Source organism: Paenibacillus sp. SZ31 (assembly GCF_012912005.1).
Classification (GTDB): domain Bacteria; phylum Bacillota; class Bacilli; order Paenibacillales; family Paenibacillaceae; genus Paenibacillus.
In genome coordinates this window covers 139,317-165,174 of record NZ_JABBEA010000008.1, presented here as the reverse complement: position 1 = coordinate 165,174, position 25,858 = coordinate 139,317, and the positions used below count along the sequence as shown (strand labels likewise).

19 protein-coding genes are annotated in these 25,858 nt (G+C 46.1%); 13 read left to right on the top strand and 6 right to left on the bottom strand.

The features are described from left to right. Positions 1-154 precede the first annotated feature (154 nt). A complete protein-coding gene (locus tag HF638_RS17115) occupies positions 155-1,789 on the top strand; it encodes a DUF1593 domain-containing protein (protein WP_169481280.1) in 1,635 nt (544 codons plus the stop codon). Positions 1,790-1,874: 85 nt separating this feature from the next. Here the strand turns inward: HF638_RS17115 and HF638_RS17110 are convergent, their stop codons facing one another. Together HF638_RS17110 and HF638_RS17105 are read right to left on the bottom strand one after the other, a co-directional pair. Next, positions 1,875-2,438, bottom strand: a complete 564-nt coding sequence (locus HF638_RS17110) for a TetR/AcrR family transcriptional regulator (protein ID WP_169481279.1) — start codon at positions 2,436-2,438, stop codon at positions 1,875-1,877. Next, positions 2,431-3,645 carry an MFS transporter gene (locus HF638_RS17105; RefSeq protein WP_169481278.1) on the bottom strand — a complete coding sequence of 405 codons (1,215 nt, stop codon included), beginning with the start codon at positions 3,643-3,645 and terminating at the stop codon, positions 2,431-2,433. The genes HF638_RS17110 and HF638_RS17105 overlap by 8 nt, the downstream gene beginning before the upstream one ends. Before the next feature lie 219 nt (positions 3,646-3,864). On the opposite strand from HF638_RS17105, the gene HF638_RS17100 reads away from it, so the two are divergent. Both HF638_RS17100 and HF638_RS17095 read left to right on the top strand, forming a co-directional pair. Further along, on the top strand, positions 3,865-4,671 hold the full coding sequence (locus tag HF638_RS17100; RefSeq protein WP_169481277.1) for an alpha/beta fold hydrolase: 807 nt from the start codon (positions 3,865-3,867) through the stop codon (positions 4,669-4,671). Positions 4,672-4,695: 24 nt separating this feature from the next. Continuing rightward, complete coding sequence (locus HF638_RS17095; protein WP_169481276.1) at positions 4,696-5,679, top strand: sensor domain-containing diguanylate cyclase; 984 nt, start codon at positions 4,696-4,698, stop codon at positions 5,677-5,679. Positions 5,680-5,805: 126 nt separating this feature from the next. Here the strand turns inward: HF638_RS17095 and HF638_RS17090 are convergent, their stop codons facing one another. Further along, positions 5,806-7,293, bottom strand: coding sequence for a right-handed parallel beta-helix repeat-containing protein (locus HF638_RS17090; RefSeq protein WP_169481275.1), 1,488 nt, complete (start codon positions 7,291-7,293; stop codon positions 5,806-5,808). Positions 7,294-7,395: 102 nt separating this feature from the next. On the opposite strand from HF638_RS17090, the gene HF638_RS17085 reads away from it, so the two are divergent. Continuing rightward, entirely contained in the window at positions 7,396-8,052 is a 657-nt protein-coding gene (locus HF638_RS17085; protein ID WP_169481274.1) for a DUF2625 family protein, read from the top strand. 147 nt (positions 8,053-8,199) lie between these two features. Here the strand turns inward: HF638_RS17085 and HF638_RS17080 are convergent, their stop codons facing one another. Then, on the bottom strand, positions 8,200-9,540 hold the full coding sequence (locus HF638_RS17080; RefSeq protein ID WP_169481273.1) for an MFS transporter: 1,341 nt from the start codon (positions 9,538-9,540) through the stop codon (positions 8,200-8,202). A 270-nt stretch (positions 9,541-9,810) separates the two neighbouring features. On the opposite strand from HF638_RS17080, the gene HF638_RS17075 reads away from it, so the two are divergent. Next, positions 9,811-10,194: a VOC family protein gene (locus tag HF638_RS17075; RefSeq protein ID WP_211175676.1), complete on the top strand. Its 384-nt coding sequence runs from the start codon at positions 9,811-9,813 to the stop codon at positions 10,192-10,194. Positions 10,195-10,599: 405 nt separating this feature from the next. Here HF638_RS17075 and HF638_RS17070 read toward each other — a convergent pair whose 3' ends face one another. Then, positions 10,600-13,251 (bottom strand): cation-translocating P-type ATPase, encoded by a 2,652-nt coding sequence (locus HF638_RS17070; protein ID WP_169481272.1) that lies wholly within the window; start codon positions 13,249-13,251, stop codon positions 10,600-10,602. A gap of 317 nt (positions 13,252-13,568) precedes the next feature. Between HF638_RS17070 and hcp the strand changes: the two genes are divergently transcribed. The 6 genes from hcp to HF638_RS17040 all read left to right on the top strand — a co-directional run bounded on the left by hcp (position 13,569) and on the right by HF638_RS17040 (position 21,142). Next, positions 13,569-14,861, top strand: a complete 1,293-nt coding sequence (gene hcp / locus HF638_RS17065; protein WP_169481271.1) for a hydroxylamine reductase — start codon at positions 13,569-13,571, stop codon at positions 14,859-14,861. Positions 14,862-15,159: 298 nt separating this feature from the next. After that, entirely contained in the window at positions 15,160-16,563 is a 1,404-nt protein-coding gene (locus HF638_RS17060; protein ID WP_169481270.1) for a PTS transporter subunit EIIC, read from the top strand. A gap of 230 nt (positions 16,564-16,793) precedes the next feature. Next, positions 16,794-18,419 (top strand): helix-turn-helix domain-containing protein, encoded by a 1,626-nt coding sequence (locus HF638_RS17055; RefSeq protein ID WP_169481269.1) that lies wholly within the window; start codon positions 16,794-16,796, stop codon positions 18,417-18,419. 102 nt (positions 18,420-18,521) lie between these two features. Next, positions 18,522-19,538 (top strand): ABC transporter substrate-binding protein, encoded by a 1,017-nt coding sequence (locus HF638_RS17050; RefSeq protein WP_169481268.1) that lies wholly within the window; start codon positions 18,522-18,524, stop codon positions 19,536-19,538. A gap of 6 nt (positions 19,539-19,544) precedes the next feature. After that, positions 19,545-20,570, top strand: a complete 1,026-nt coding sequence (locus tag HF638_RS17045; RefSeq protein WP_169481267.1) for an NAD(P)/FAD-dependent oxidoreductase — start codon at positions 19,545-19,547, stop codon at positions 20,568-20,570. 173 nt (positions 20,571-20,743) lie between these two features. Continuing rightward, positions 20,744-21,142, top strand: a complete 399-nt coding sequence (locus HF638_RS17040) for a hypothetical protein (protein WP_076332907.1) — start codon at positions 20,744-20,746, stop codon at positions 21,140-21,142. Positions 21,143-21,740: 598 nt separating this feature from the next. Here the strand turns inward: HF638_RS17040 and HF638_RS17035 are convergent. Continuing rightward, a complete protein-coding gene (locus HF638_RS17035; protein WP_169481266.1) occupies positions 21,741-22,715 on the bottom strand; it encodes an ABC transporter substrate-binding protein in 975 nt (324 codons plus the stop codon). 200 nt (positions 22,716-22,915) lie between these two features. Between HF638_RS17035 and HF638_RS17030 the strand changes: the two genes are divergently transcribed. Then, entirely contained in the window at positions 22,916-24,766 is a 1,851-nt protein-coding gene (locus HF638_RS17030; RefSeq protein WP_169481265.1) for an AraC family transcriptional regulator, read from the top strand. Positions 24,767-24,984: 218 nt separating this feature from the next. Then, positions 24,985-25,755, top strand: a complete 771-nt coding sequence (locus HF638_RS17025; RefSeq protein ID WP_169481264.1) for an SDR family NAD(P)-dependent oxidoreductase — start codon at positions 24,985-24,987, stop codon at positions 25,753-25,755. The last annotated feature ends 103 nt before the right edge of the window (positions 25,756-25,858 follow it).

Here is a 25,858-nt window from a genome sequence, read left to right as displayed (position 1 = left end):
CAGGCAAAACCTGAACACACTATGCGTGGACTTTGTGCCATTCATATTGTTGTTCGGGTTTTTTTGCATTCTACGGTCCATATTAAGGATAGAAAACAGAGGACGTATTTATCCCGACACCAACATCACGCTGTACACAAGAAAGGGGAGCATTATGAACAAGAGAAAATGGTTAAACGGTTTTGCAGCAGGTTGTCTCAGTATAATCCTGGTGATTAGTGGATGCGCATCCAAAGCACCACAAACCGCGAGTGACACACCGAATCAGGCAACAGAGCAGACGGAAAATGAAACTCAGGAACCTGCAACCAACCAAGCTGCCAAAGGCAGAACGGTCATTACAACCGACGGTGAAGTGGATGATATGAACTCGGTCATTCGTTTCCTGTTGTATTCGAATGAGATGGACCTTGCCGGAATTGTACTGACCAGCTCCGTGTATCATTATGCTGGAGACGAGGAAGCGGGGATCAAACCGTTCCGCTGGACAGGCACACAGTGGGTGTACGACATGATCGATGCCTATGGCGAGATCTACCCGAACTTGTCCAAACATGCGGAGGGCTACCCGGAGCCGGAACAGCTGCGAGCGATGACCAAGATCGGGAATATTTCCGATAAAGGGGAGATGGAGAAGGAAACGGAAGGTTCCGAATTCCTCGAAACTCTTTTCCTTGACGATGATTCCCGAGATCTGATTGTACAGACATGGGGTGGTACCAATACGACAGCCAGAGCGCTGAAATCGATTGAGGAACAATACAAAGACACGGCTGAGTGGGATACGATTCGCAAAAAAGTGAGCGACAAACTGGTACTCTACATCATTCTCGATCAGGATGATAGCTACAACGAATACATTGCGAAGAATTGGCCGGATATCCGTATTCTCAATGACCAATCGAACTTCTGGCATTTTGCCTATGCATGGAAGATGCATGCTGAAGAAGTGAACAGTAAGCTTCATGGCGACTGGATGGTCAAGAACATTCTGGACGGACATGGCAAGCTGATGGATATGTATGCGTCAATGGGTGACGGCAAGATGATCGAAGGCGAACTGGCGGAAGAACAACGTGGAAGTGCTGAATATCTCAAGAACAATCCGCAATATGACAAATACGATTTTATATCTGAGGGGGATTCTCCATCCTTCTTCTATCTGATCGATAATGGGCTACGCAGTATGGAAGACCCTTCTTACGGCGGTTGGGGTGGACGCTTTGGCGTTGTGAACGATAAGTTGTTTAGAAATAATGTGCTTGATTACGACCCCTACACCAAACGTTATGAAGCCGAATACTCTCTGATGAGATGGTTTGACGATGTGCAGGATGATTTTGCAGCACGTGCAGACTGGGCAGTTGCAGACACTTACGAAGGTGCCAACCACAATCCGTCATTAACGATTAAGGAAGGGCTGGATCTGAGTGTTAGTCCTGGGGAGGAAGTTACTCTTCACGCGGAAGGCACAGACCCGGATGGAGATCAACTGACCTATACGTGGTGGAGATATTTCGAAGCGGACACATATGAGGATTCCAAAGTAGAACAGAATAAAGTTCAGCCAGAAATGGCTGGTGACCTGTTGCTTGGATTACATCGTGAACTTGCCAAGGATGAGCAGGTGGATACGATAAAATTGCAGGGCAGTGACACCGAAGCGGTGACATTTACTGTTCCTGACGATGCCAAATCGGGCGATACCATTCATATCGTTGCCGAAGTACAGGATGATGGAGAGCATCAGTTGAAGCATTATCAACGTGTGATTCTAACTGTGAAATAAAGAAATAGAGGGGCTGTCCCAAAAGTCATTAACATGGCTGGCGGGACGCCCCTCTTATTTGTGTACTCTTATCGTAATTGATTCGTTAGCGCTGGATGCCTGACCAGAAGACATTCCAGGTGATCGCCAAAGCTTGTTCATAGGATTGCCGTGTCTCATACACGAGTTGTACATCCAATCCATCCATCACGGTGACAAAAGCTACGGTGGCTTCTTCCGGACTCAGGCGTATATCGGAATGTCTGGTAAATACGGCTGCCAGCTCTTCCTTCAGTGTCCCGAGGTACGTACGATACTGGGCCAGTACAAAATCATGCACCTCCAGCGGTGTGATAAAGGACAAGATATACATAAAAGCAACGTTTGGGTGAGTCAAAAAGCGATTTTTGTGTTCATGCAAAAAGGCATATAACTGCTGTTCCAGAGTTTGGGTGGCAGACTCGCTGAAGAATTGGCGTACAAACTGTTGTTCCTCCTGCACGACTTCCTCATATAACTCCAGCAATAACGCTTTTTTGGATGAATAATGATAAGCCAGGGATTGCTTGCGAATGCCTGCCTCTTCGGCAATCTGCGCCATCTTGGTCCCCTCGTAACCCAGACGATTAAAATGTTGAATGGCAATTTCTTTGATTCGTTTTTTACTCAATGTCTACCTCCAGTTGGCGAGCTGTATACCTCTGCTGTTTTTGGGAGTATACCAAATATAACAAGATATATACCACAAAAATGCCTATAGAGATAGCATACACCACCGTATAGGAAAATGCAGAAGCCACCACACCCAGGATCAACGAACCACCACCAATTCCGAGGTCAAAAAAATTAAAGAAGGAAGCCATCGCATTTTCATGCTCATGTTCTTCTACAAGATTCACACACCAGGTCTGAATAGCCGGGAATATGGCACCAAAGCCAAAGCCGTATAACGCGCCAGCGATCAGGAATTGCACATCACTCTGGGCGATCGTCAGAACCAGTAGTCCTGCGATTGCAAACACCGCAGAAGGCAATAACACGGAGCCTGGTCCCCATCGATCAAACATTTTCCCCGAGAACAGTCGAACGGCGAAGCTGGCGATGGCGACGATAAAGAAAAACCAGGCGACATTGTTGAACCCTCTTTCCGCAGCAAATAAAGCTACAAAGGACATGATTGAGCCGGCCGCAATGCCAACCAGCATGATCAACAACGAAGGGAACAGTACTTTCTTTTCAATCAACTTGACGGTCGCAGCAGGAAGGTCAGAGCTTTCGCTACCAGATAACGGTCTGGGCTTTCTGGATACAAACACGGCCATTAGAAGTGCTAACAGCAAAATGCACATGCCTCCCATAAACAGGCTCTGATAATCGTATTGAAACAACAGGCTGGTGCCGATCAGCGGACCAATGGATATAGCGACGGTTTCCCCTACCCCAAAGTACCCCATACCTTCTCCCCGGCGATCCCTGGGTATGTTTTCTGTAGCTATCGTCGCAAAATATGTCGTTGCCAAACCAAATCCAAATCCATGAATTACCCGGAACACGAGGATTATCCAGATACCTGACGATAGGTAGTATGCGCCAGTCATTAATGCACAGATGGTGATGCCAATAATCAAGAGATATTTTTTATCTATTCGAGCTGCCAAAACAGATGTGAAGGGCCGAATCAAGATGGCAGAGAACATAAATATGCCAGTAACAAGCCCAATCTGGGAAGCTTCTCCACCCAAACTTGAAACGAATAAAGGTAAGGTGGGAAGCAACATTTCAAAGGCCATGAACAATAATGCGTTGGCTAACATGATAAAAATGAATGATCTTCCCCAGAGTTGCTGAGGAGTCGGGCTGTGTGTTGAAGTAATCATGGTATTCCTCCGTAAATGTAATCTCTGTCGCGCGACATGTTAAACTGATTTTACCTGACGTTCGTCAGATTGTAAAGTGCGTATCCAGAGCATGGATTAATTAGTTTTTTGTAGATGAAAGAAGTGATTAATAATTTTTAATCCATATCCCAACATTTTCCGATATAATAATCAGATAGATTGACTTAAGTGAGTACTACCTCAGAGAGGTGATATGAAATGACGATTGATGTGCTTGTAAGAAATAATGTTAAAGTGCTTGGTTCAGGTAGCCAAACGATTGTATTTGCTCATGGTTTTGGATGCGATCAGGATATGTGGCGTTACATTGTTCCAAGTTTTACGGAGAACTACCGTGTGGTTTTGTTTGATTATGTTGGATCTGGTGAATCTCAAATTAACTATTATGATGCTGGAAAATATAGCAACCTCCAAGGATACGCCCAGGATGTGCTGGAAATTATGGAAGTACTTGAACTACAGGACACCATATTTGTCGGGCATTCCGTCAGCAGCATGATTGGCATGCTGGCATCGATTCATAACCCCAAATATTTCAAACAAATTGTTATGTTGGGGCCTTCCCCGCGTTACGTGAATGATCTTCCGAATTATTATGGAGGTTTTGATCGGAATGATATCGATGAATTACTTGAGATGATGCAGATGAATTTTATTGGATGGGCGAGTTATCTGGCACCCATTGTGATGAACAATCCGGAACGGAAAGATCTGACGGAAGAATTGGAGAAAAGCTTCTGCTCCAGAGATCCGCATATTGCGAGACAATTTGCCGAAGTGACGTTTTTATCTGATTGTCGTATTGATCTGGATCAGGCTACTGTGCCGACACTCATTCTTCAGTGCTCCGAAGACAGCATTGCTCCGGTTGAAGTAGGGGATTACTTACATGCTCATCTGAAGAATAGCCGATTGCAACAGATGACGGCCAAGGGACATTATCCGCATCTAAGTCAACCGGAAGAAACGATCCGAATGATTAAAGATTATTTGACGAGCGCATAAAACTCGGTAGAAAGGCGTTATTCCATGGATATACAATTAGATCTGGCTCCCTGTGGATACTTCTCTATCTCAGATTCGGGCATCGTACAATCGATCAATCAAACCTTGCTTGCGATGCTTGGATATGAACGCGATGAGCTTGTGGGGCAACATATTGAGTCCACCATGTCGGTGAGCAACAAGGTGTTTTTCCATACGTATTTCTATCCCTACATCCAGTTATATGGACATGTGGACGAGATGTACTTCACGTTTCGTACTCGTGATCAGCAGCCTGTTCCCGTGCTGCTTAACGGTATTCGTCAGACCCGTAACGGGGAAAGCGTGGTAGATTGTGTCGTTGTAGTCATGCGTAAGCGAATCGAACATGAGAAGGATATTTTGCATACCAAAACGAAGCTACAGGAGCTGTATCAAGCGACCCAAGAAGCGAACAAGGAGCTTGAACGATTACACGAGGAATATAAGATCAAAGAGCAGGCGCTCATTAAAGTGAATGATCAGTTGGAGACACTGGCCTCCACAGACTTGCTGACAGGACTGAAGAACCGCAGGTTTTTCCAGGAAAAAATGGTTGAAAGCTTGCTGTTGTTCCAGGAGAAACAACGTTATTTCTCTCTTCTCGTTGTGGACATTGATCATTTCAAAAGCATTAATGATACGTACGGACATCCGATCGGAGATCTGGTACTCGGCAATCTGGCGGGGCTGCTGCAATCGCTGTCGCGCAGTACGGATGTGGTGGCGCGTTACGGCGGAGAGGAATTTGTTATCATTCTTTCGGATTGTGAAGAGGAGCAGGCGAGCGGAATCGCAGAGCGATATCGGTCACAGGTTGCTTCAGCCGATTGGGGCGAATATAACATTACCGTGAGTATCGGTGCGGCCACTGTAGTCGAGGAAGATACGGAACAGACCTTGTTCCAAAAAGCGGACAACGCCCTGTATGCCTCCAAAACCGGAGGACGAAACCGGGTGACACATGCAGCCCAGATGGTAAGAAGTTAAGGGTTGGATTGGATTGAAAAACGAGAAGGAGCCTGTGCATGATGAGGGAGATGATCCCATATAGCACAGGCTCCTTTTATTTGTGTAGAACAGAATGCTAACTTGAGATGGGTTCCTCATAATTATTTAACGTGGAGCAAGGTAGCCATACGCTTTCGCCGGAGAATTCGCCTGAAGACGGAAATCTTCGTTGGACACATCCATAAATGCCGGGTTCACATATATGGAGTGTGTATCGTTGCCAGATCCTTTGATGTAGGCGGCGATGCCGGAGTAGGTTTTATTTTTCCAAACCCACAGGGCATCCTCCTGCTCTCCTGGTGAGTAATAGACATTGTGGTCAAACACATTGCCGGTATTGCTGGTATATTCATTGTATATCAGGACTTCCGAGCTGCCCGATACGAGAATGTTATGCATAAACGTATTATTCTTCGTCCGTGATTGCATGAATAACTGTCCATTGCCTGCATTTAGCGTATCATTTCCCACAAGCGTATTGAACATAATCTTGCTATCCTCGGTAGCTCCCCGTTCCTCGTCATATCCACCCATCGCAATGCCCGTCAGTCGGTTGGCATAAATTAGGTTATCCCGCACGGTAATGTTACTTGTCGAACGTCCGGCATGCTCCGAGGCAATCTCAATTCCGATATCGCTCCGATATACCCGGTTCTGGTCGATGATATGATCTTTCCCGCCATCTACATAGATACCGCCCGCCGAGTTGGTATCATTGGGCAGATCTGTTCCGTAGGAGGGGTTGTCGTTGGACGTAATATCGTATACTTCATTCCCGCGCACGATACCGTTCCGTGCCTGATCGTATGTGTCGTCCTCGGACGTACCCTCGTACCCGATCAGATCAATACCAATGTTGTCGGAATCATGGATGGTATTGTCCAAAATGGCGAAGGTATCGACATTGCCGTTAACTGCGAGTGACTCGCTCGAACCAAGTATCAGATCATACAATTCATTATCCTTGACGATGATATCGCGTAAAGCTTGAGGGTGCTCTGTGCCATATATGGCAATACCGTGTGCATCTCTGCCCCTTAAATCGGGACCTTCAGGAGTTGCGTAATTGGCGATTGCGTGTATGGTGTTGCCCAACAGCTGAATGTGCTCACCTGCTCCGTGGACATAGATCCCGGTTGGAACCTGCCCCCGAAGTGTGGTTGTAAAGTTACGAATTTCGAGATTCTGAATCGTGATATAACTGGCATTTTCAATTTCAATCAACCCTTCGATCCCTCGAACGGATAGATCTTCCCCATCAATGATAACCTTATCCTGAGGATAGCTGGAAAACAGGGTGGGATTACCTGAGGAATGACCGCTCCGGGTGATTTTGACTTTCTGATGATAGACCCCTTCACGCAAATAGATCGTGCTTCCTGGCGAAGCATGGTCGGCAGCGTGCTGTAATGTTTTCCATGGAGATTGAATGGTTCCTTTATTCGAGTCGTTTCCTTGGGGTGATATGTAACGGATGACCTGAGGATCGGACTTTTGAACAGAAACAGGTTCCTTCATGGAAGATGTATGATCCTGACAACCGGATACGAGCAGCATCAGAATCGGAATTATAAGTATAACTAAGCGAGTCAAATCGCTTCCCCCTTGCATTTAGCTTTGAAGATAGATTATAGCAGATTTGAACGGATTAATAAGCCATGATATGCTCTTATAAAATCAGCGAGGAGAGTGCTCATGAATACATTAACCGCAGCTGAATTAGTGGATCGGGAGAATCACGCATGGGAAGAACTCAAGGAACTCCTGGACAGCGGGCAAAATACATATGTGTATGTTCCAGCAAAGCAGGAGGTTGGAGAGGATACTCTCTATCGTCTGCAAATAAGCACCAAATCCTATTTGGGAGCTGTTGCTTATGAGACAGAAGGCATTGTACTTGACCATGGCTGGATCATGCTGCTTGGTGCGGGTGGTGACAGTACATCGGGAAGTCTAACCAGTTGGAATGGTGTGAGTGAGCAACCTTGGGTAGATGTACTGGAAGGCATGATGGTCGTCGCATATGATGCGGCAGGAGGTTTCTTCGGACTGGATACAGGCAAGTATGGTCGTACGGGACAAGTCTATTATTTTGCACCGGATACACTGGAATGGGAATCGACAGAACTGACATATTCAGGTTTCATCAACTGGCTGGCGAATGGCGATCTGGAGCAGTTCTACCAGACGTTTCGCTGGAAAGGCTGGCAAGAGGATATGTCTCAGCTCCAGACAGGACAAGTGTTTGCGTATTATCCATCACTTTGGACGCAGGAAGGTGGCGGCGAGAGCAGCAGTAAAGCCCCAATTAGCATAATAGAGGCCTGGAAGTTTGCACTGGACGGGAAGTAGTTGGCATCCTTCTCTAGGATGGAATAAAGAAAGTAACCAGTAAGTTCATTGAGTGATCTACTTCTAAAAAAAAACGGAATTTCTGTTCCAAACTAAAAAAGGCTCGCGCTTGGCGCAAGTCTTTTTGTTCTGAACTTTAAACATCAATTAATTGTCCAATGTAACAGGTTTAATGCTTGAGCGTGAAGCTCTGCTATGCCAGATGGCCACCCCCAGTGAAACGACACAGACAAACAACAGGCATGCATATACCACATGATAAGCTTCCTCTACCGAGATCCCCGGAATGCTATGCAGGAGCAGCCCACACACGGCTACAGACACCGAACCACCGAAGAATTGAATCAGTTGTAACATGCCCATACCGGAACCGATGTGCGCTTTGGGCAGCACTCGTGACGCTTCATTATTCAATGAAGCCATGGAGGCTGAGAGTGCCGGTGAGAAAAAGAGATAACCACTGGTAATGATCAGGGCAGACTGATCAAGTCCGAGCATGAATAAGGCAAGGACAGCTGCGAGCAGAATGTGTCCGATGATCATAAATCGCATATTACCATAACGGTCGATCCAGCGTCCGACGAAACGAGTACAGAATGCCGCAACGATAGCTCCAGGTGCAATCAGCAAACCAATGGCGAGCGAAGAGCGTCCATACAGATCAGCGAGCACAAGTGGCATCAAAAACAGATTGCCCAGATTCACGACCAGCACACAGAATCCGATCAGGATTAACCGGGTGTATCCTGGCGTTCGGAACACTTGTGGATTCACAAACGGCAGATTCGCTTTACGAATATACAAGAGGTGTGCAATAAGAGAGATAACGCCGATGGCAAACCAGAACCAGGATTGCTGGGTGATCGCGACGAGAAGTGTAGTGGCGTTAATGACGGTTAATATGGCACCAATAACATCGAACGGCTGATCTGTTTTGACCGTTTCCCGTGGGAGGAAATAGAGCAATACAGGCAGGGCGAGCAGGACAAGCACCGTTATGGCAAAAAGACCGTTCCAACCCCAGTACTCGCTAATGAGTCCACCGACAATGGGGCCAAGTCCAAAAGCCATGGCGCTGCCTGACGAGATGAGTGCAATGGCAGCTCCGCGCCGTTCCACCGGAATATAACGACTCGCAATGACGAGGCCCAGACCGGCCATAACTCCTGCACCCGCAGATTGCAAAATACGTGTCAGCAACAGAATCGCGAAGCTATGCGCGAACAATCCGAGCAACGAAGATAATCCCAGGATCAGGAGTCCAACCGTTAGCAGTTTGCGTACCGGGATGCGGTCTGACAATCGACTGTAGATCACCGTCGACAAAGCGTAACCAATCGAATAGCTTGAGATAACCCAAGACCCCAGGTCGGAGGTAATATGTAGATCTTGAATAATGACTGGCAAAGAAACATTGAACATGGTGGTGTTCATCACAACGATGAACAAGCAGCACGTCCAGAGTGGCATGACAATTTTATCTTTCACGGTACCATTCCTGTCTTATCTATGAGAATGTGAATTCGGATAGAAATGTGATGAAAATTTGATGCAAAGCAATATATCATTTTACACTCCATTTCGTCATATGGCAATAATGTCATACTGATTCGTTCGGAAGTGATGAGCTTAGAAAGATATTAATAATAAACAATAGACGAATTTCCTGTATTTAACTAAAATGATCATTGAACATACATAACAGCATTAGAAACAGCAACACATAATAGCATACTGAAAATGAAGGGGATTATACCGATGACTCATGCATTATTAATGTCCCACAGCGTATTTCCGACGCTGGATATGAAGCGAACGGCGCAGTTTTATGAAGAAAAGATGGGCTTCCGGGTGGTTGAATATTTTGATGCCGTGGAACCTCATATCTGCCTGTATCGTGATCTTACCGAGATTATTTTAACCCAAAGCAATGGACAGAAGGTCATTCCCAACAGAGAATTATATGGCTATGGATATGATGCATATTTTATTACCAAGAACCAGGAAGAGCTTCAACAGGAATTGATCAACGCAGATGTGAAAATCGTACGTGCCCTCAATCACACAGACTACAATAACAAGGAGTTTGTAATCGAGGATGTCGATGGACGATGGATTGCTTTTGGCATTAAACAGGGATAATTAGATACAGAAAAAAGACTTATTAATCGTTAAGTATGTTCAAATCGATAACGGAGTATGTGAGGGAGTAATATACATGGTAGAAGGAATTTTGTTGTTGTTTGCCCAGATCGGCTTAATTATTGGAGTGGCTTTAATAGCATCTTGATTAACAAAGGGTTCAAACGGGAAAGAAAAGTTCAACTGGTCGGCGACCATCCCCTCGGTATCATGGGGATTATGTACCCTTATCCTGTCCATCTGTTGGTTAGTGTTTAGATATCAAATTAATGCTTAAACATTTTGTGAGGATGTCTTAGATAACAACAGTATGTCTCTAAATTGTACTCTAGTCTGTGTGAAAAATGTAAACAAACAGGCGCTCCGATCACGGGCGCCTGTTTGTACATGTTATATCTGCAGATCTTATGCCGCAGTAACTTGTTTACCGCGATTGCGAATCCACTTGATGACATCCATCAGTATGACAGCAACAAGAGCAAGTCCGCCTGCAATCAGGAATTCATTCCAGCCGAATGTATCCGGGATGGCGAAGACGCCGCGTACACCTGGAATCAGTGTGATTGCATAGAGACAGAGACACACCAGGATGGAACCGAGCACGAGTTTGTTAGTCGTGAAGCCCACCTGGAAGATCGTCTGTGTGTTGGAACGTGCTGCAAATGTTTGCAGACTGCGTGCCAGAATCAAGGTTGTGAAGGCCATTGCGACACTGATTTCCTCCGAGATGCCAAGCCCGATATATTGGGACACGATAACAGCCGCACCAATCAGGACACCACGCGTAATCACAGCCTGCAGGGTTCCACCTGCGAAGATACCTTCGTTAATATCGCGCGGTTTGCGTCGCATGACATCTGGCTCGGGCTTTTCGGTACCTAAGGCAATGGCAGGTAGGGAGTCGTTCACCAGATTAATGAACAGTAGCTGAAGGGCCGTAAACGGGTTAACCCAGCCGACGATCAGGGCAAACAAAATGGCGATAATCGCGCCGAGGTTACCGGCGAACAGATATGCGATGGCTTTTTTGATATTATCAAATACCATCCGCCCGACACTTACCGCATTCACGATGGAGACAAAGTTATCATCCGTCAGAATCATGGCAGCCGCATCCTTGGCGACATCTGTTCCGCTACCCATCGCTACGCCGATATCGGCTTGTTTCAGCGCAGGCGCGTCATTAACTCCATCTCCGGTCATGGCTGCAACTTTGCCTTTGCGTTGCCATGCACGAACAATCCGGATTTTGTTTTCAGGAGATACCCTTGCGTAAACCGAGATGTGTTCGAGTTGTTGATCCAGCTCTTCATCGGACATTTTGTCCAGCTCGGCGCCGGTAATGGCGAGATCGTCCGGTTCGGCAAGTCCGATATCCACACCGATGGCCTGAGCCGTCGTTTTGTGATCTCCGGTGATCATAATGGTGCGAATGCCCGCTTTTTTGGACTCTTCAATAGAGCCGTATACCGCTTCACGCGGTGGGTCAATCATCGCTGTCAGGCCAACCAGTGTCAGATCATGCTCGTCATCAATGGTGACCTGGTTTTTGTCATCGAATTTTTTGTACGCATAGGCCAGCACACGGAAGGCGCGTTTGGAGAAGGCCTCATTTTTCTCTTCAAACTGTGTGCGAATCTCGGGTGTGAGTGGCTGAACTTCTCCGTTGATAAACACATGACTACAGCGGCTGAATAGCACATCTGGACCACCTTTGGTCAGCAAAGCCGTCTGTCCTTCAAACGTATGAACCGTACTCATGAGCTTTCGATCCGAGTCAAAAGGAAGCTCGGCTTCACGCGGGAACTGGTCACGGATTTCATTGTAATCCTTGTTCACCCGGTTGCTGAAGGCAATGAGAGCCACTTCGGTGGGGTCACCCAGTTCCTTGCCTTCCTGGTTAATATTCGAATCATTGCAGAGCACTGCAATATGTAACAAACGTCGTTCCTCTTCCGACCACTGATCGGGATCATCGGGGAATTCGTCTTTGGTGCCATGGGGAATGTAATAATCAACGACAGTCATCTTATTCTGAGTTAGTGTTCCTGTTTTATCCGTACAGATGATACTGGCAGAACCGAGCGCCTCAACGGCAGGCAGTCTGCGAATGATCGCATGCTGTTTGGCCATCTTGTTCGTTCCGAGTGACAATACAATGGTCACAATGGAGGATAGCGCCTCCGGAATAGCAGCAACTGCAACAGCTACAGCAAACATCAGTGCATTTACGATGGATGGTCCGATATTTTCCGTACCTTCGGTCAACCACACACGACCGGCTTCAATGGCAAAGATGAGAATCGACAAGCCAAGGATGAAAAAGCCCAGTTTTTTGCTGAATGATTCCAACTTGCGTTGTAGTGGTGTATTCTTGGCTTCGGCATTTTCAATCAGTTCGGCAATTTTGCCGATTTCGGTTTTGAGTGCCGTACCTGTAATGACAAGCATGCCGCGTCCATATACAACAAGTGAACCACTGAAGGCCATATTGCGACGATCTCCAATAGGCGCTTCATCCGGGATGGCATCTGCGTGTTTTTCCGCAGCTTCCGATTCTCCGGTCAGCATACCTTCGTTGATTTTCAGACTGCCTGATTCCAGAATACGCCCGTCAGCCGGGACATAATCGCCTGCGTCCAGCATAACAATATCACCGGGAACGAGTTCCCTCGCTGGAATGGTCTTTTTCTGGCCGTCACGAATGACCTTGGCTTCGGGAGCAGACATTTGTTTCAGCGCGTCGAGCGAGCTCTCCGCTTTTTTGGTCTGCACAACACTGATTACCGCGTTGAGCAAAATAACCAGGAATATGATCAATGATTCAATCAGATGTCCAAGTACCACCTGTACAGCGGCTGCAATCAGCAGCACGATGACCATCGGATCTTTGAAATTTTCGAGGAACAGTTTCCAGACAGGCGTTGCATCTTTGCCTTTTAACTCGTTATATCCTGCCGTTTCAAGTCTCTTAGCAGCTTCGGAGGTCGTGAGTCCCTTGGAGGAACTCTGCACATCCTGAAGGGTTTCCTCTGCACTGTGTCTGTAATGTTGCAATTGACCAGCTCCTTGAATATTAGATTTCTCTCTGTGTATTACCCTTACGGGCAAAATCTAGAATCGTTTCATTTCCATATTTTTTTAGATTATCGAATTTATAAGTTTTCAGCTGTTATGTACACAGTATTTTTCAGAATGAGCCGAGATATGCCTTTTTTCGAATGTTTTTATTTCCAGTGTGGATAATGTCTCACAGAACCAAATATAGCTGTTGGATCGGAAACTGTGTGCACCATCACACTCGCTCCTATCGGGGTCTGTTACGCTATTTCATAACGAAGCGTGTTTAATCTATGTTTGGAGGGGAACCCATTATGTTTTGTTATCAGTGCGAACAGACGCCGAGTGGCGGGTGTACCGTCGTTGGGGTATGCGGCAAAAATGAAACAATTGCAAGTTTGCAGGATACGATGATCTTTGCGTTAAAGGGCATCGCTGCTTATGCTACACATGCACGCCAGTTGGGATATTCTGATCCTGAGGTGGATCGGATTACACATGAGGCATTATATATGACATTAACGAACTCGAATTTTAATGTACAAGAACATCTGGAGATGGCAATGAAGGTTGGTAATGCAGCAATCCGCATTATGGACGTGCTGGATCGTGCGCACACGGACCGCTTTGGTGTACCGCAACCGATTACGGTTAGTCAGAACCAGATCGAAGGACAATGTATCGTGGTGACAGGGCATAATCTGTATGCATTGGAGGAGTTGCTGCGTCAAACCGAAGGGAAAGGAATCAACGTCTATACCCACTCGGAAATGTTGCCTGCGCACGGTTATCCGGCGCTGAAGAAATATGCCCACCTCAAGGGTAATATCGGTAAAGCCTGGTACGATCAGCGTAGACTGTTCGAACAATTCCCGGGTGCTATTCTCGCAACGACCAACTGTGTCATGCCGATCAAAGGCACCTATGCTGACCGCTTTTTCTCATACGAAGTGGCGGGTCTGGAGGGAGTTGCCAAAATTACAGAGGATGACTTCTCACCTCTGATTGAACGTGCATTGTCACTACCAGCGGCTAATGTACAGTCTGAGCAAGTCTTAACGACAGGATACCATCACGAGACGGTGATCGGACTTGCGCCCGAGATTATTCAGGCGGTAAAAGATGGTCATATCCGTCGATTCTTCGTTATTGCAGGTTGTGACGCGCCAGGTAAAGGCGGCAACTACTATCGTGAACTCGCTACATCGTTGCCAAATGACACCGTTATTCTGACAACATCCTGTGGCAAGTTCCGCTTCAATGATGTGGATTATGGTACGGTTGGAGACACGGGTATACCGCGTTATATCGACTTAGGTCAATGCAATAATTCCGGTTCTACGGTGAAAATTGCTATGGCTTTGGCGGATGCTTTTGGCTGTACCGTGAACGAGTTGCCTGTCAGCATCGTCCTGTCCTGGTTTGAGCAAAAAGCAGTTGCGATCTTGCTTGGCCTGTTCAGCCTCGGTATTCAGGACATTCGGATTGGACCGAAACCGCCTGAGTTCATATCGGAAGGTGTCTTGGATGTGCTCGTGGACATGTTCGGTCTGAAGTTAATTACAACAGCAGAAGAAGATATGAACGCGATGTTGGCACTGTCATAGGATGAAGGGTGTACATTTATGTGCATCGATCATCTGATGACCGCGAATGTCGGCTGTGAATATGGCGAGTATGACTCATAAATAAAGATGGATAAGAGCCTACATAAGAGTAGGCTTTTTTGCTTTTCGACCTTAGTAGGTCAATATACCTTGTATAAATGAACATGAAATGTAAGGAAAATTAGTTTTATTATCCTATTGAAGTTTTTTCGTGGAAATGTCTATATAGATAGAGGCATATTAGAACGTAATACATCACAAAACACGGATTTACCGTAACATGAGGAGATTGTACATAATGCATGACACACAGATTGAAGATTGGTTGAAACTCGCAGGTGGCAAGGAGAACATCAAGCTCGTAGAACACAATAAAGGTACAACGACGTTGGTACTGAAGGACAGTACCCAATTGAACATGTCGGTTCTTGCCTCCACAGATGTTGTGGCAGATATTCGGGCAACAGGTGAGCAGTGTCATCTGGCAATAAGAGATGAATCTTCCCGGATCTACAATGCGCTTCAGGGCGTGGGGGCAGCGGAAGGAACAGCATTGCAGGAAGCAGGACACGCGAAGAAGAACAGGTTCTCGATCTTACATTTTGTATCCGATGTGTTTCGGCCCTTGATGCCTGCGATTCTCGGAGCCGCCGTAATTAAGATTTTACTCGCTATAATTACGTTAATGGATACTTACGGTTCAGCGGATTCTTCTGCACTGATGGACAGTCAGACCTTTACGATATTCAGTATCATTGGAAATAGTGTGATTTATCTACTGCCTGTACTGGTAGCAATCAGTACAGCGTATCGGTTGAAGAGCAATATCTATGTTGCAGCATCTATTGGCGGATTGATGTTCCATCCGGAGATGACCATGATGATGTCAGGTGAACAAGATGTCCATTTCCTGGGCTTGCCACTTGTGTCCCAGCCTGCTTTTTATACTACTGCGATCTGGGTCATTCTAACAATCTGTGCAGCGGCCTATCTGGAAAGAGCCGTTCAACGAATAAGTCCAAAATTCTCCAAAGGGATGGTTGCACCATTCCTGACGTTATTGATTCTTGTTCCACTGGTATTCATGATCCTTGGTCCAGTCGGCACTTGGATCGACGAATATCTGCCAGAGGCATTGGATTCACTGTTAGCTAACGCTCCGGTGGTGACGATAATGTTACTGGGAGCGCTCTTCTCGCTGATGTTAGTTATGGGATTACACTATTGGTTACTTGCCATCATAATTAATGAAATGGTTATGGAAGGTGGTTCCATGGTGATTGCGGCTATGATAGTGGCGATTATTGGACAAGCAGGGGCCTCGCTCGCAAACGGTCTGCGCTCGAAAGAGCCAGCATCCAGAAGACTGGCTTTCTGGGCTACTGGAACAGCACTCCTGGGAGTCGTAGAGCCTGCGTTGTACGCGGTCAACATGAGAAAGAGATCCTCTTTCTACTCGGCACTGCTGGGTGGAGCAGCGGGTGGACTGTACTTCGGGTTGTTATCTGTCAAGGCTTTCGCTATCGTTGGCAATCCGAGCTTGGTCAGCCTCCCGCTCTTCATCGAAGAGGGGAGCCTGAATCTGTTACACACCTGTATTGGTGTGGTTATTGCTTTCGTTGTCTCTGGTGGACTGACGTATTGGATGGCAGGAAAAGGACAGAAATCGGGACAGGCAGCACCGAAAGCTAGCATCGAGTAATACGTAGAACGTACTTTTGAAAAAGTAGTATTAAAGTTGTAAGAAAGAGCTTGTGCCTGATGGTGCGGGCTTTTTTTTGTTTTTTTATCTGAAGAATACAAGTGTGAAATGTATAATAGCTGTCCTCCATTTTATTCAAGCCATAGCTTGTTGGTTATGGAGTTGTCATGTATTTTGATATAGTGAAACGTATAAATCGGGATGATTATTCCCCTTGAAAGGATAACGATATGTCTGACAACATGGAATGGATCGCTCAGTGGAAGTCGACGAAGGCATTAACCAATGCATGGATAACGAAAGGCGAACTGCACCACTTTTTCAGTCACACCTTGATATTTATTATTGATGGAAAAGCGATCTGGAATATAAATGGACACCGAGTTCACGTCTCCTTTGGAGAATTAATTGCGCTCGAAGAGAACTCCGTAATGGAGGTCATTGAAGGTGGAAATCTGGATCTGGCAGGCTGGCATGTTCAGTTCGATACATATTCGGTGTTGCAAGAGCGACGGGAAGCTGAGAAGTTCGAATGGCGTTTACCGTCAGGAGAGGCGTATCAGAAGGTGCAACTGTCTGGTGGAAGTCTGGCAAGTATCATTCAGCATTGGAGTGAAGAGGATACACAGGATCAGGGTGCAGGATGGGTTGGGAATCAACATTTGTTATATGAATTGTTAAGAAATCTGTATCGGAAACAGCCGGATAACGAGTTGAAGCCGGAACACGGCATACTTCGCTCCATTGACTACATGCAGCAGCATTATGATCAGGTGATTACCCGCATGCAGTTAGCTCAGATTGCCGGCATTAGTCCATGGCATTATTCCCGCAAGTTTAGTGAACGATATGGTAAGCCACCCTTGGATTATCTGGCCCACTACCGGATCTATCGCGCTCAGGAAGAACTGTTATTGACCGCAGCAACCTCTCAGGATATTGCCAAAAAGTCTGGATTTGAAGATGCACATTACTTCAGCCGGCGCTTCAAACAACTGACTGGCGTATCACCTAAGCAATATAGACAGACGATGCCGCAGCGAAAGATCGTATCACTGTCTCCCATCTGCGGCGAAATGATGATTCATCTCGGAGTGATCCCTCATGCCGTAGTGGTTACCCCAATCCTGCTGTCCCCACATCATCGGGAACAATTTATAGCGCATGGAGTTCAGATGCTGGAGGTTACACAGTATGAGGTGGAGATAGAACTTGTTCGACGAGTTCAACCGGAGATGTTGATAGGAAACGTATTGACGGAAGAGGTCAAAAAGGAGCTGCGCACAATTGCACCGATTCTTACCGGACTTCATCAAGATGTGGAGCCATTGCTCGATCAATTGGCAGCCTGGTTTTTCAAAGAAGAAGAGGCTCATAGACTGCATCAGCAGATGAAACACGAAGTCAGTGTAGCGAAGCAACAGTTGCAACCGATCATTCAATCCGCATCCACAGTCATGCTGCTGAGGGTAGAAGCATTTGGTTATCGATATCTGGGGGGGCATTCACACGGGGTATCACAATTGTTATATGAACAGCTTGGATTAGCACTGCCGCAAGTACTGCAACCAGGTACAGCCTGGTTTAACCCGTGTTCGCTTGATCTGCTGACACAAGCCAATCCCGATTATCTTTTTGTGGAGAAGCGGATTATGCAGCACTTCAGTGCTGAAGAGAATATGAGGAAACTATGGGAGAGTCCGCAATGGAACGAGTTGAAGGCTGTAAAAAATAATCGGATATTTTACGTAGATACCCATCTGTGGGTAGACGGCCACGGAATTACAGGACATGCCCTGATTCTCAATCAGATCATTCGCAATCTTACGGAACCTCTTCATGATAGAGCACAATAATCCAAATGAATGCGCACGATATGCTATGGAAGCAACACTTCTTATTTGATACTATTTGATAATAATTATCATTATCAACATATATAAGGGGCGAAGTATATCATGTCACGAAGATTTAAAGGGTTGGGCATTATGCTGTTGGTGATCAGTATTATGCTGGCGGCATGTTCCAGTGGAACCAATGAAGAGAATACTGCAGCTGGAACATCAAGTGCCCAGACTGAAGGAGAAGCAAGTACAACCGAAGAAGCAGCGAATGAAAGTGCGACTAAGGTGGTGCAGGATCAGTTCGGAGAAGTAACGATTCCGACCCATCCTCAAAATCTGCTTGTGTTCGATTCGATCTATGCGGAGTATCTGATAGAGATGGGTGTCACACCCCAAATCGTTATGTTAACTCCAGAGGTTGAAGCGGAATACCGTCCTGATTATTTGAAAGAACACGGAGTCCAGATCATTGAAGTCGAGCAATATCAATATAACTATGAGCAGTTGCTTGCGCTGTCACCGGATATGATCCTTACCGCTGGCGAAGGTATGGAGCAGGGCGTATATGACGAGTTGTCGAAAATCGCTCCAACGGTGGCTGTGGATGCCAACAGTGAAATGAAGCGTGCTATGCCGAAGCTGGGTGCCATATTCGACAAGACGGAAGAATCTGCCAAAGTACTGGCTGAATTCGACGAGAAAGCTTCCCAAGCGAAAGAGAAAATTGCGGCAGCCCTTGGAGACAAGACGATATTGGTTCTGAGGGTAGAGCACAATCGTTACCGTTTCATGGGTCCCAAAGGAGGAAGCAGCAGTGTCTTCTTCTATGATATCCTGGGCCTGAATAGTCCTGAAGCGATCAAAGACTCTACAGATTGGTTTAGCCAGTTCTCCCTGGAATTCTTGCCTGAGATGAATCCGGATTATATTTTCCTGGAAGACAGAACCCTCGTAGGTTATGACACGAAGAAATCGATGGAAGATCTGAAAGCAAGCCAGGTGTGGGCGAATCTGGAAGCTGTGAAGAATGATCATGTCTTCCCGTTGAAGACAAGCCAATTCGTATCCGGTGTGGGTCCGATTGGTTCTGTAAAATTGATGGATTACGTTGTTGAAAAGTTGGTGCCTTAAATGACGATGGAGACACAATTGGATATCTACGATATTACCATCGTAGGTGGTGGGCCTGCTGGAATGTATGCCTCATTTTATAGTGGTATGAGAGCGATGCGTACCAAGATCATTGAAGCCAAACAGGAACTGGGTGGATTCATGCGGACATACCCGGAGAAGCTGATCTGGGATGTAGGCGGGATTGATTCGATTCGCTGTGAGAAACTGATTGAATCACTGGAGAGACAGGCGAGAACGTTCGAGCCAACGATTGTGTTTGGGCAGGAAATTGCCGAGCTTGAACGACGTGAGGATGGTGTATTTGTACTGATTTCCAAAACAGGCGAGCGTCATTACACACGTACCATCCTGTTATGTGCGGGCAGAGGCATGACTCAGGTGCAAAAGTTGGATGTCGAGGGTGCCAATCGGTATGAGCTGACGAATCTGCACTATACCGTAACTGATCTATCCCGATTTGCCGGGAAGCGTGTTCTGATCTCGGGTGGTGGTGACTCCGCAGTCGACTGGGCGAATGAAATGGGCAAAATAGCAAGTGAAGTTACGGTAGCCCACAGGCGTCATGAATTTACCGGACATGAGTCGCCTGTTGCCCAGATGAAAGCTCAAGCGAACGTCATGACGCCATATAGTATCTCTCGCTTATACGGTGCAGGCGACAAAATAGATCGTGTCGAGCTGGCCCATGTGGAAACCGGTGAGATCACACTTGTTGAAGTGGATGAAGTTGTCGTAAGCCATGGGTATGATCGTGATTTCGGCAACCTTGTGCAATGGGGACTGGCGCGTGAAGATTACGGCGTATCCGTTGATCAGCGCATGCGTACCAACATTCCAGGCATATTCGGAGCTGGTGATTTCATCACTTATGGAAGCAAAGTCAGGCTGATCGCAGGTGCTTTTAACGATGCAGTGCTCGCAGTCAACAGTGCCAAGACGTATCTGGAACCTGCTGCTTCCGATATGGCGGGTGTATCTTCTCACAATGCCCGGTTCTATGAGAAAAACAAAGCGCTCTCCAATACGTAGATAGGTTTGTGCGGAAAGAAGGCAATCTAAAGAAGCCCGAACAAGTTCGAGATTTTCTCGAAATTGCGTCGGGCTTTTTTAATAGAATGGTGCAGTAAGGAAATGAAATACAAGTTGAAGAAATGATATAATCATAACAAAGAAATATGAAAGATCACTATGGGAGGTAGCAGATGAAAAAAATAAACAAATTTATATCTTCTCCTCTTGAGTTTGAGGTCTTGGAGCATGACCAGGTGATTGCCAAAGTGAAGTTGGATTATAGTAATCAAACGGTTGATGTATGGCAAGATAAAAGTGTATCTCCTGTTTTTCTCCCTTTTCCAAGCAAGTCCAAGGTAACCGTAGGAGATGTATTGGATTACTTCGAATCCAGATGCTTCCCTCGCACCAGACACCATGCCGATAAAATTTTGCAATCATTGGGTCTGAATGATTATGTAGCTTCGGAGATCGTAAAACAAACCCATGGTGTGTTATATGATGATTATGTCTGGATTAGATTTTCTAATGAGGAGTTGTCTTGTGCTGATGTCCATCCCCGTTTTGCAGGTGAGCAAGGATTCTCGTAAGACTTTTGTCAGATACAACAGACTATCTGCTAAGCATGCCAACAAGTATTGCATTGCGTAAGATTAAGGCGAAGCCATTTAGCAGTGATTTTTCAAAACAAGAACGTGCGCTGGAAACAAATCTTCGATTCGATCGATCTTCAGTTATTCAATTCATTGAACAACATGATCAAGATCTTGGGAGAGTTGCTCAAATTTTAAGATCCCAGATTCGAAAGTATGAACACTTATTTGTGTAACTATATAAGTTGAACTAAAGATTATTTACACTGACACTACGATGACAGAATAACCTTCCAATCGCTGTTATCCCCAGGATTTTTTTGATCCCCTTTTCCGAAGGGGAAAATCCGGGGATAAAGGCGAACGCTTCGCTTTTTCAGGTTTTTTCTGTCCTCTACGTTATCGTGTAAATGATTAGTTCAACTTATATAGATATAATGTTTCGGTAACAGCGACATATTCAAACCAAATAAAACAGCGCCACCTGAATCGTTCTGGTGGGCGCTGTTTGTGTAATCTTTTTTGAGCTGGATAAAAGTCTTGAATCCCAGACAGTAGGTTCGGTTTCGGGTCTCACTAGATTTGAAAACTCGCTCTAATTCAGCTCAGTCTGTCCACTTGCGAGTCGATCTGCGATCTCTTCGGCTTGTAGAATGGAAGTATAGGGATCAGCGGTGAAATATTTATGGATATCCAGTTTGAAGATATGGTTGTTCTGCACCGCAGGCAGATTATCCCAGACGTTAGGCAACAGGGAGTGATCTTTCGTACCTTCTGTAACCATCATCAGCAGGTAATCACCCACGTACTCTCCGAATACCTCCGCGCTAGCTTCCAGGTTTTCTTTATCTTGATCCAGAAGATCCGACTTTACCTTGGGTGCTGGAGTCAGTCCTAGCAATTCATAGGCTGCTCTTCCGCCACGATTGGCGCTATTGCCGATAATGGCTGGATTTTTCAAAAAGTTGAAATCGGCAACGGTAAAGGTGGCGCCGTCCGGAATCACATCTTTAATTTTGGCCTGAGCAGCTGCGATCCGTTGTTTAAATGATTCGTTCCACGCTATGGCCTCTGTCGGACGATTCAGAATCTCGCCCATGGCGGTTACTTCGGCTTCCATGGAATCATACTGATCTGGTACGAATACGACAGTCGGAGCGATTTTGGAATAGGTCTGAAATTTCTCCTGGTCCCATGTGATAATCAGGTCCGGTTCCAGCTCTACCATTTTCTCAAGCGAAACCTCACTGTGGTTACCCAAATCTGCGCTATCCGTAAGCTTGTCACGCAGGAACATTCCATAATCCAGCAGGCTACCCGGCACACCAACGGGTGTTACTCCGACAGCCAGAACATGTCCTATATTCCAGTCAACGACAACCCTCTCCGGGTTGAGGGGTACGGTGACGTCTCCCATCATCGTAGAGAGTGTTCTTGTCTGTGGTGCGGCGTTTTCTGTTTCTGTCCTGACGGATTCCACCGTCTCTTTTTGGGTACAACCACTAATGAATACAGCCATGATCAGCAAAAACGGCAGGGCCATACGATACCAAGCTTTCTTGAACAACATGACGAACCCTCTTTCTAATTGATAATGATTTTCATTTATATAACTCTAGAGGGAAACTTGCAATTGCACAATAACCGATTCGGAAGCGGCAGCATAACCATTTCAGAACAGATCGACAGGTTGAACTGAGAATGGTTATCATATATGATGAGGCAAAGCTTTGGATGTGGTAACGAGGAAATAAAGAAAGGTCCTTGACGATGAACATAGAAGAATACGGCGCATTATGGGAGCATATAACGATCCGATTACTGGATATTCGAATCATTACCGTTAACATCAGTGAAGAGCCTAATACGTGGACGCTCCCCTCGAATGCTTTTTTATTAATTACGAATGGCAAGGGGAAGATCTGGCTGGGTCAGGCGATGCATCACATTAAAGGGACATATATTCTGCATGCCTCCAAAGGAATGCGTCTGGATTGTCTGGCTAAGAAGCGAATGGAATTACATGTGTTGTCGTATTCGTCACCAGAGTCAGAGAAGCCAAATGCTGAAGAATCCCAAACATATACTGGGGCGGAGTCTCTGCAAGTCAGTTTTGGTTTTGAACCAACGTACCCTTTGCCATTAATTGAAATTATGCAGTTGATATACAGACAGTGGAATGAAATACAGTCAGCAGGCCGGATTCAAACCAAGGCGTTGTTCTATCAATGGCTCGCCGAGATGCTGAAACAAATGCAAGAGAAGAGGAAGAACCGTACGAAGCTGGATCGGGTAGATCAGGCAGTCCGTTATCTGAAACGTCACTACGCGGAATCACTCAAGATGGAACAGGTTGCTGAAATGCTGGATTGCAGTCCGAGGTATCTGAACCAATTGTTTCAGCTTCAATTGAACACGAGTCCCAGTCGTGTGCTGTTACAGATTCGGATGGAACAGGCGCTGAAACTACTGGTGAGTACGAAAGGGACCTTACAGGAAATCGCGGAAAGAGTAGGCTATGAGAATGGCTATACACTAAGTCGTTATTTCAAAAAACATTATGGGGTTTCTCCGGAGTTCTACAGAAAGCGTCGAGAGAGCAGTATTCCAGATGTAGCCCCGAAAACTTTCCAACCACACGCCGCTTTGGAAAGTCACTATTCCGGATGGAGCGTACGAACAGTATCCATAGTTGAAGCTGACCAGCCCCAGCCAGAACAGGAGACTATAGATTTGAAAGGAGTCCAAGTGTGGAAATCCTCGGCGGCCGCGTTGCCAAGAGCCAGAACTCGGTTGCTTGCCACAAGCATGGGCGAGATTACGGTACCGAACAAGCCTAGCCGTGTTGTTGTGGACTGGAATTTGGGAGAAGTGCTAGCATTGGGGGTAACACCTCTTGGAGCGCCACATTCACTCATTGAAAGCAACCAAATGCTGGAGCCTTATATCTATGACCAAGTACAGGATATCGGGAATCATAATTTTATCTCCATTGAAAGAGTGCTTGAACTGGAGCCAGATCTGATCATCACCTGGAATCCTGCCGCCTACGCTTCCTATGCCCGGATTGCACCTACGGTGGTCTATGGAGGGAATGGTTACAGTTCTGTCGCGGAGGAGATTCGTGAGATGGGACGTATTCTGAATCGCCGGACAGAAGCCGAAACATGGATTAAGGAATACGTGAGGAGAGTACATACTTTACAGCAAACGATCAAAGGCAAAGTCTCCGCAGAGAAGACATTTACTGTTATTGATCCGAATTGGGGAGAACATATTACTCTTGTGGGAAATACGGGAACTCGTGGGGGGAAGGCAGCCTATGGCTTACTGAACTTGAAGCCGGCAGGCAAAGTTCGTCAGGAACTGTTGGAGCCAGGCTTGGAGTACCTGGATATTGCGAGGAGTGCGGTTGGAGGGTACGTGGAGGACTACCTGTTGGTGTTGGATAATGGTCCAAGACCTGGGCTTGATCAAGCTTCAGGCAAACCATGGCAGAAATCCATCGAGACAGATCACTGCAGGATTATTAACCTTGATTGGAATAGATATTTTCTCTCTGACCCGTTGTCTGCAGTGCTGCAAGCCGAGGAAATGGCAGAGCGGATTATGGCACGTTGAGATGGAATACAGTATGAGAGTGAAAAACAACAGATTGGTTTAGATTTGTGGATTAACTTTGACATAACAGACAAAAGGAGGCACACACTATCGGTTATCCCACAAAAGCCTGTCTATTTGCTGATTGAAAGAGCTTTCATTTCATCCGTATACTAAAGGTGTTAGCAGGTTGGATGTCATAATGAGGCATTCATCGTAATAGGAAAGGATGATATGAAATGGGCAGATTAACTGGAAAAGTTGCAATTATAACCGGTGCCGCAAGTGGCATGGGATTGGCAGGTATTCAATTATTTGCAAAAGAAGGAGCCAAGATAGTGGCTACCGATGTGGCAGTCGAAGCTTTGGAGGAACAGGTTAAACAGATCGTAGCTGATGGCGGAGAAGCCATTGCGCTGAAGCTGGATGTGTCCAGCCCAGAGTCTTGGAACGCTGTTGTGGAAGAAACCGTATCGAAATACGGCAAAATAGATATTCTGGTCAACAATGCTGGAATCCATATGGCCAAAGGCATTTTGGAAGCTGAGTTAGAGGATTGGGACAAGGTTATGTCCATTAATGGAACAGGTGTATGGCTCGGCATGAAGGCAGTCATTCCTTATATGCAGAAGAATGGACAAGGTTCCATCGTTAATACCTCTTCCATTGCAGCAATCATTGGTGGAATCGCAGATGCCCAGGGCGCGGCTTATAGTGCTTCCAAGGGATCTGTACGTTCATTGACCAAACACGGGGCACAATGGTTCGCCAAAGATAATATCCGTGTGAACTCCGTACACCCGGGTGCTGTGTTTACGGGTATGGTGGAGAAAGCAGGCATCAAATCCCAGGTGGAGATGGGGGAGCATTACAAAAATCTTGCACCACTGCCTCCACATGCTGGTGAATCTATGGATATTGCTTACGCCTACCTGTTTTTGGCATCTGATGAATCCAAATTCATTACAGGTGTTGAGTTGCCTGTAGATGGTGGCTGGATCAGCAACTAACTACAAAGAATGTTCCGAGATAATAAAGAGGTACTGTATTCTCAAGCTTCAGGGGAGACAGTACCTCTTTTTAAGAGCAGATACCACTACAGAGTTGTAGCGT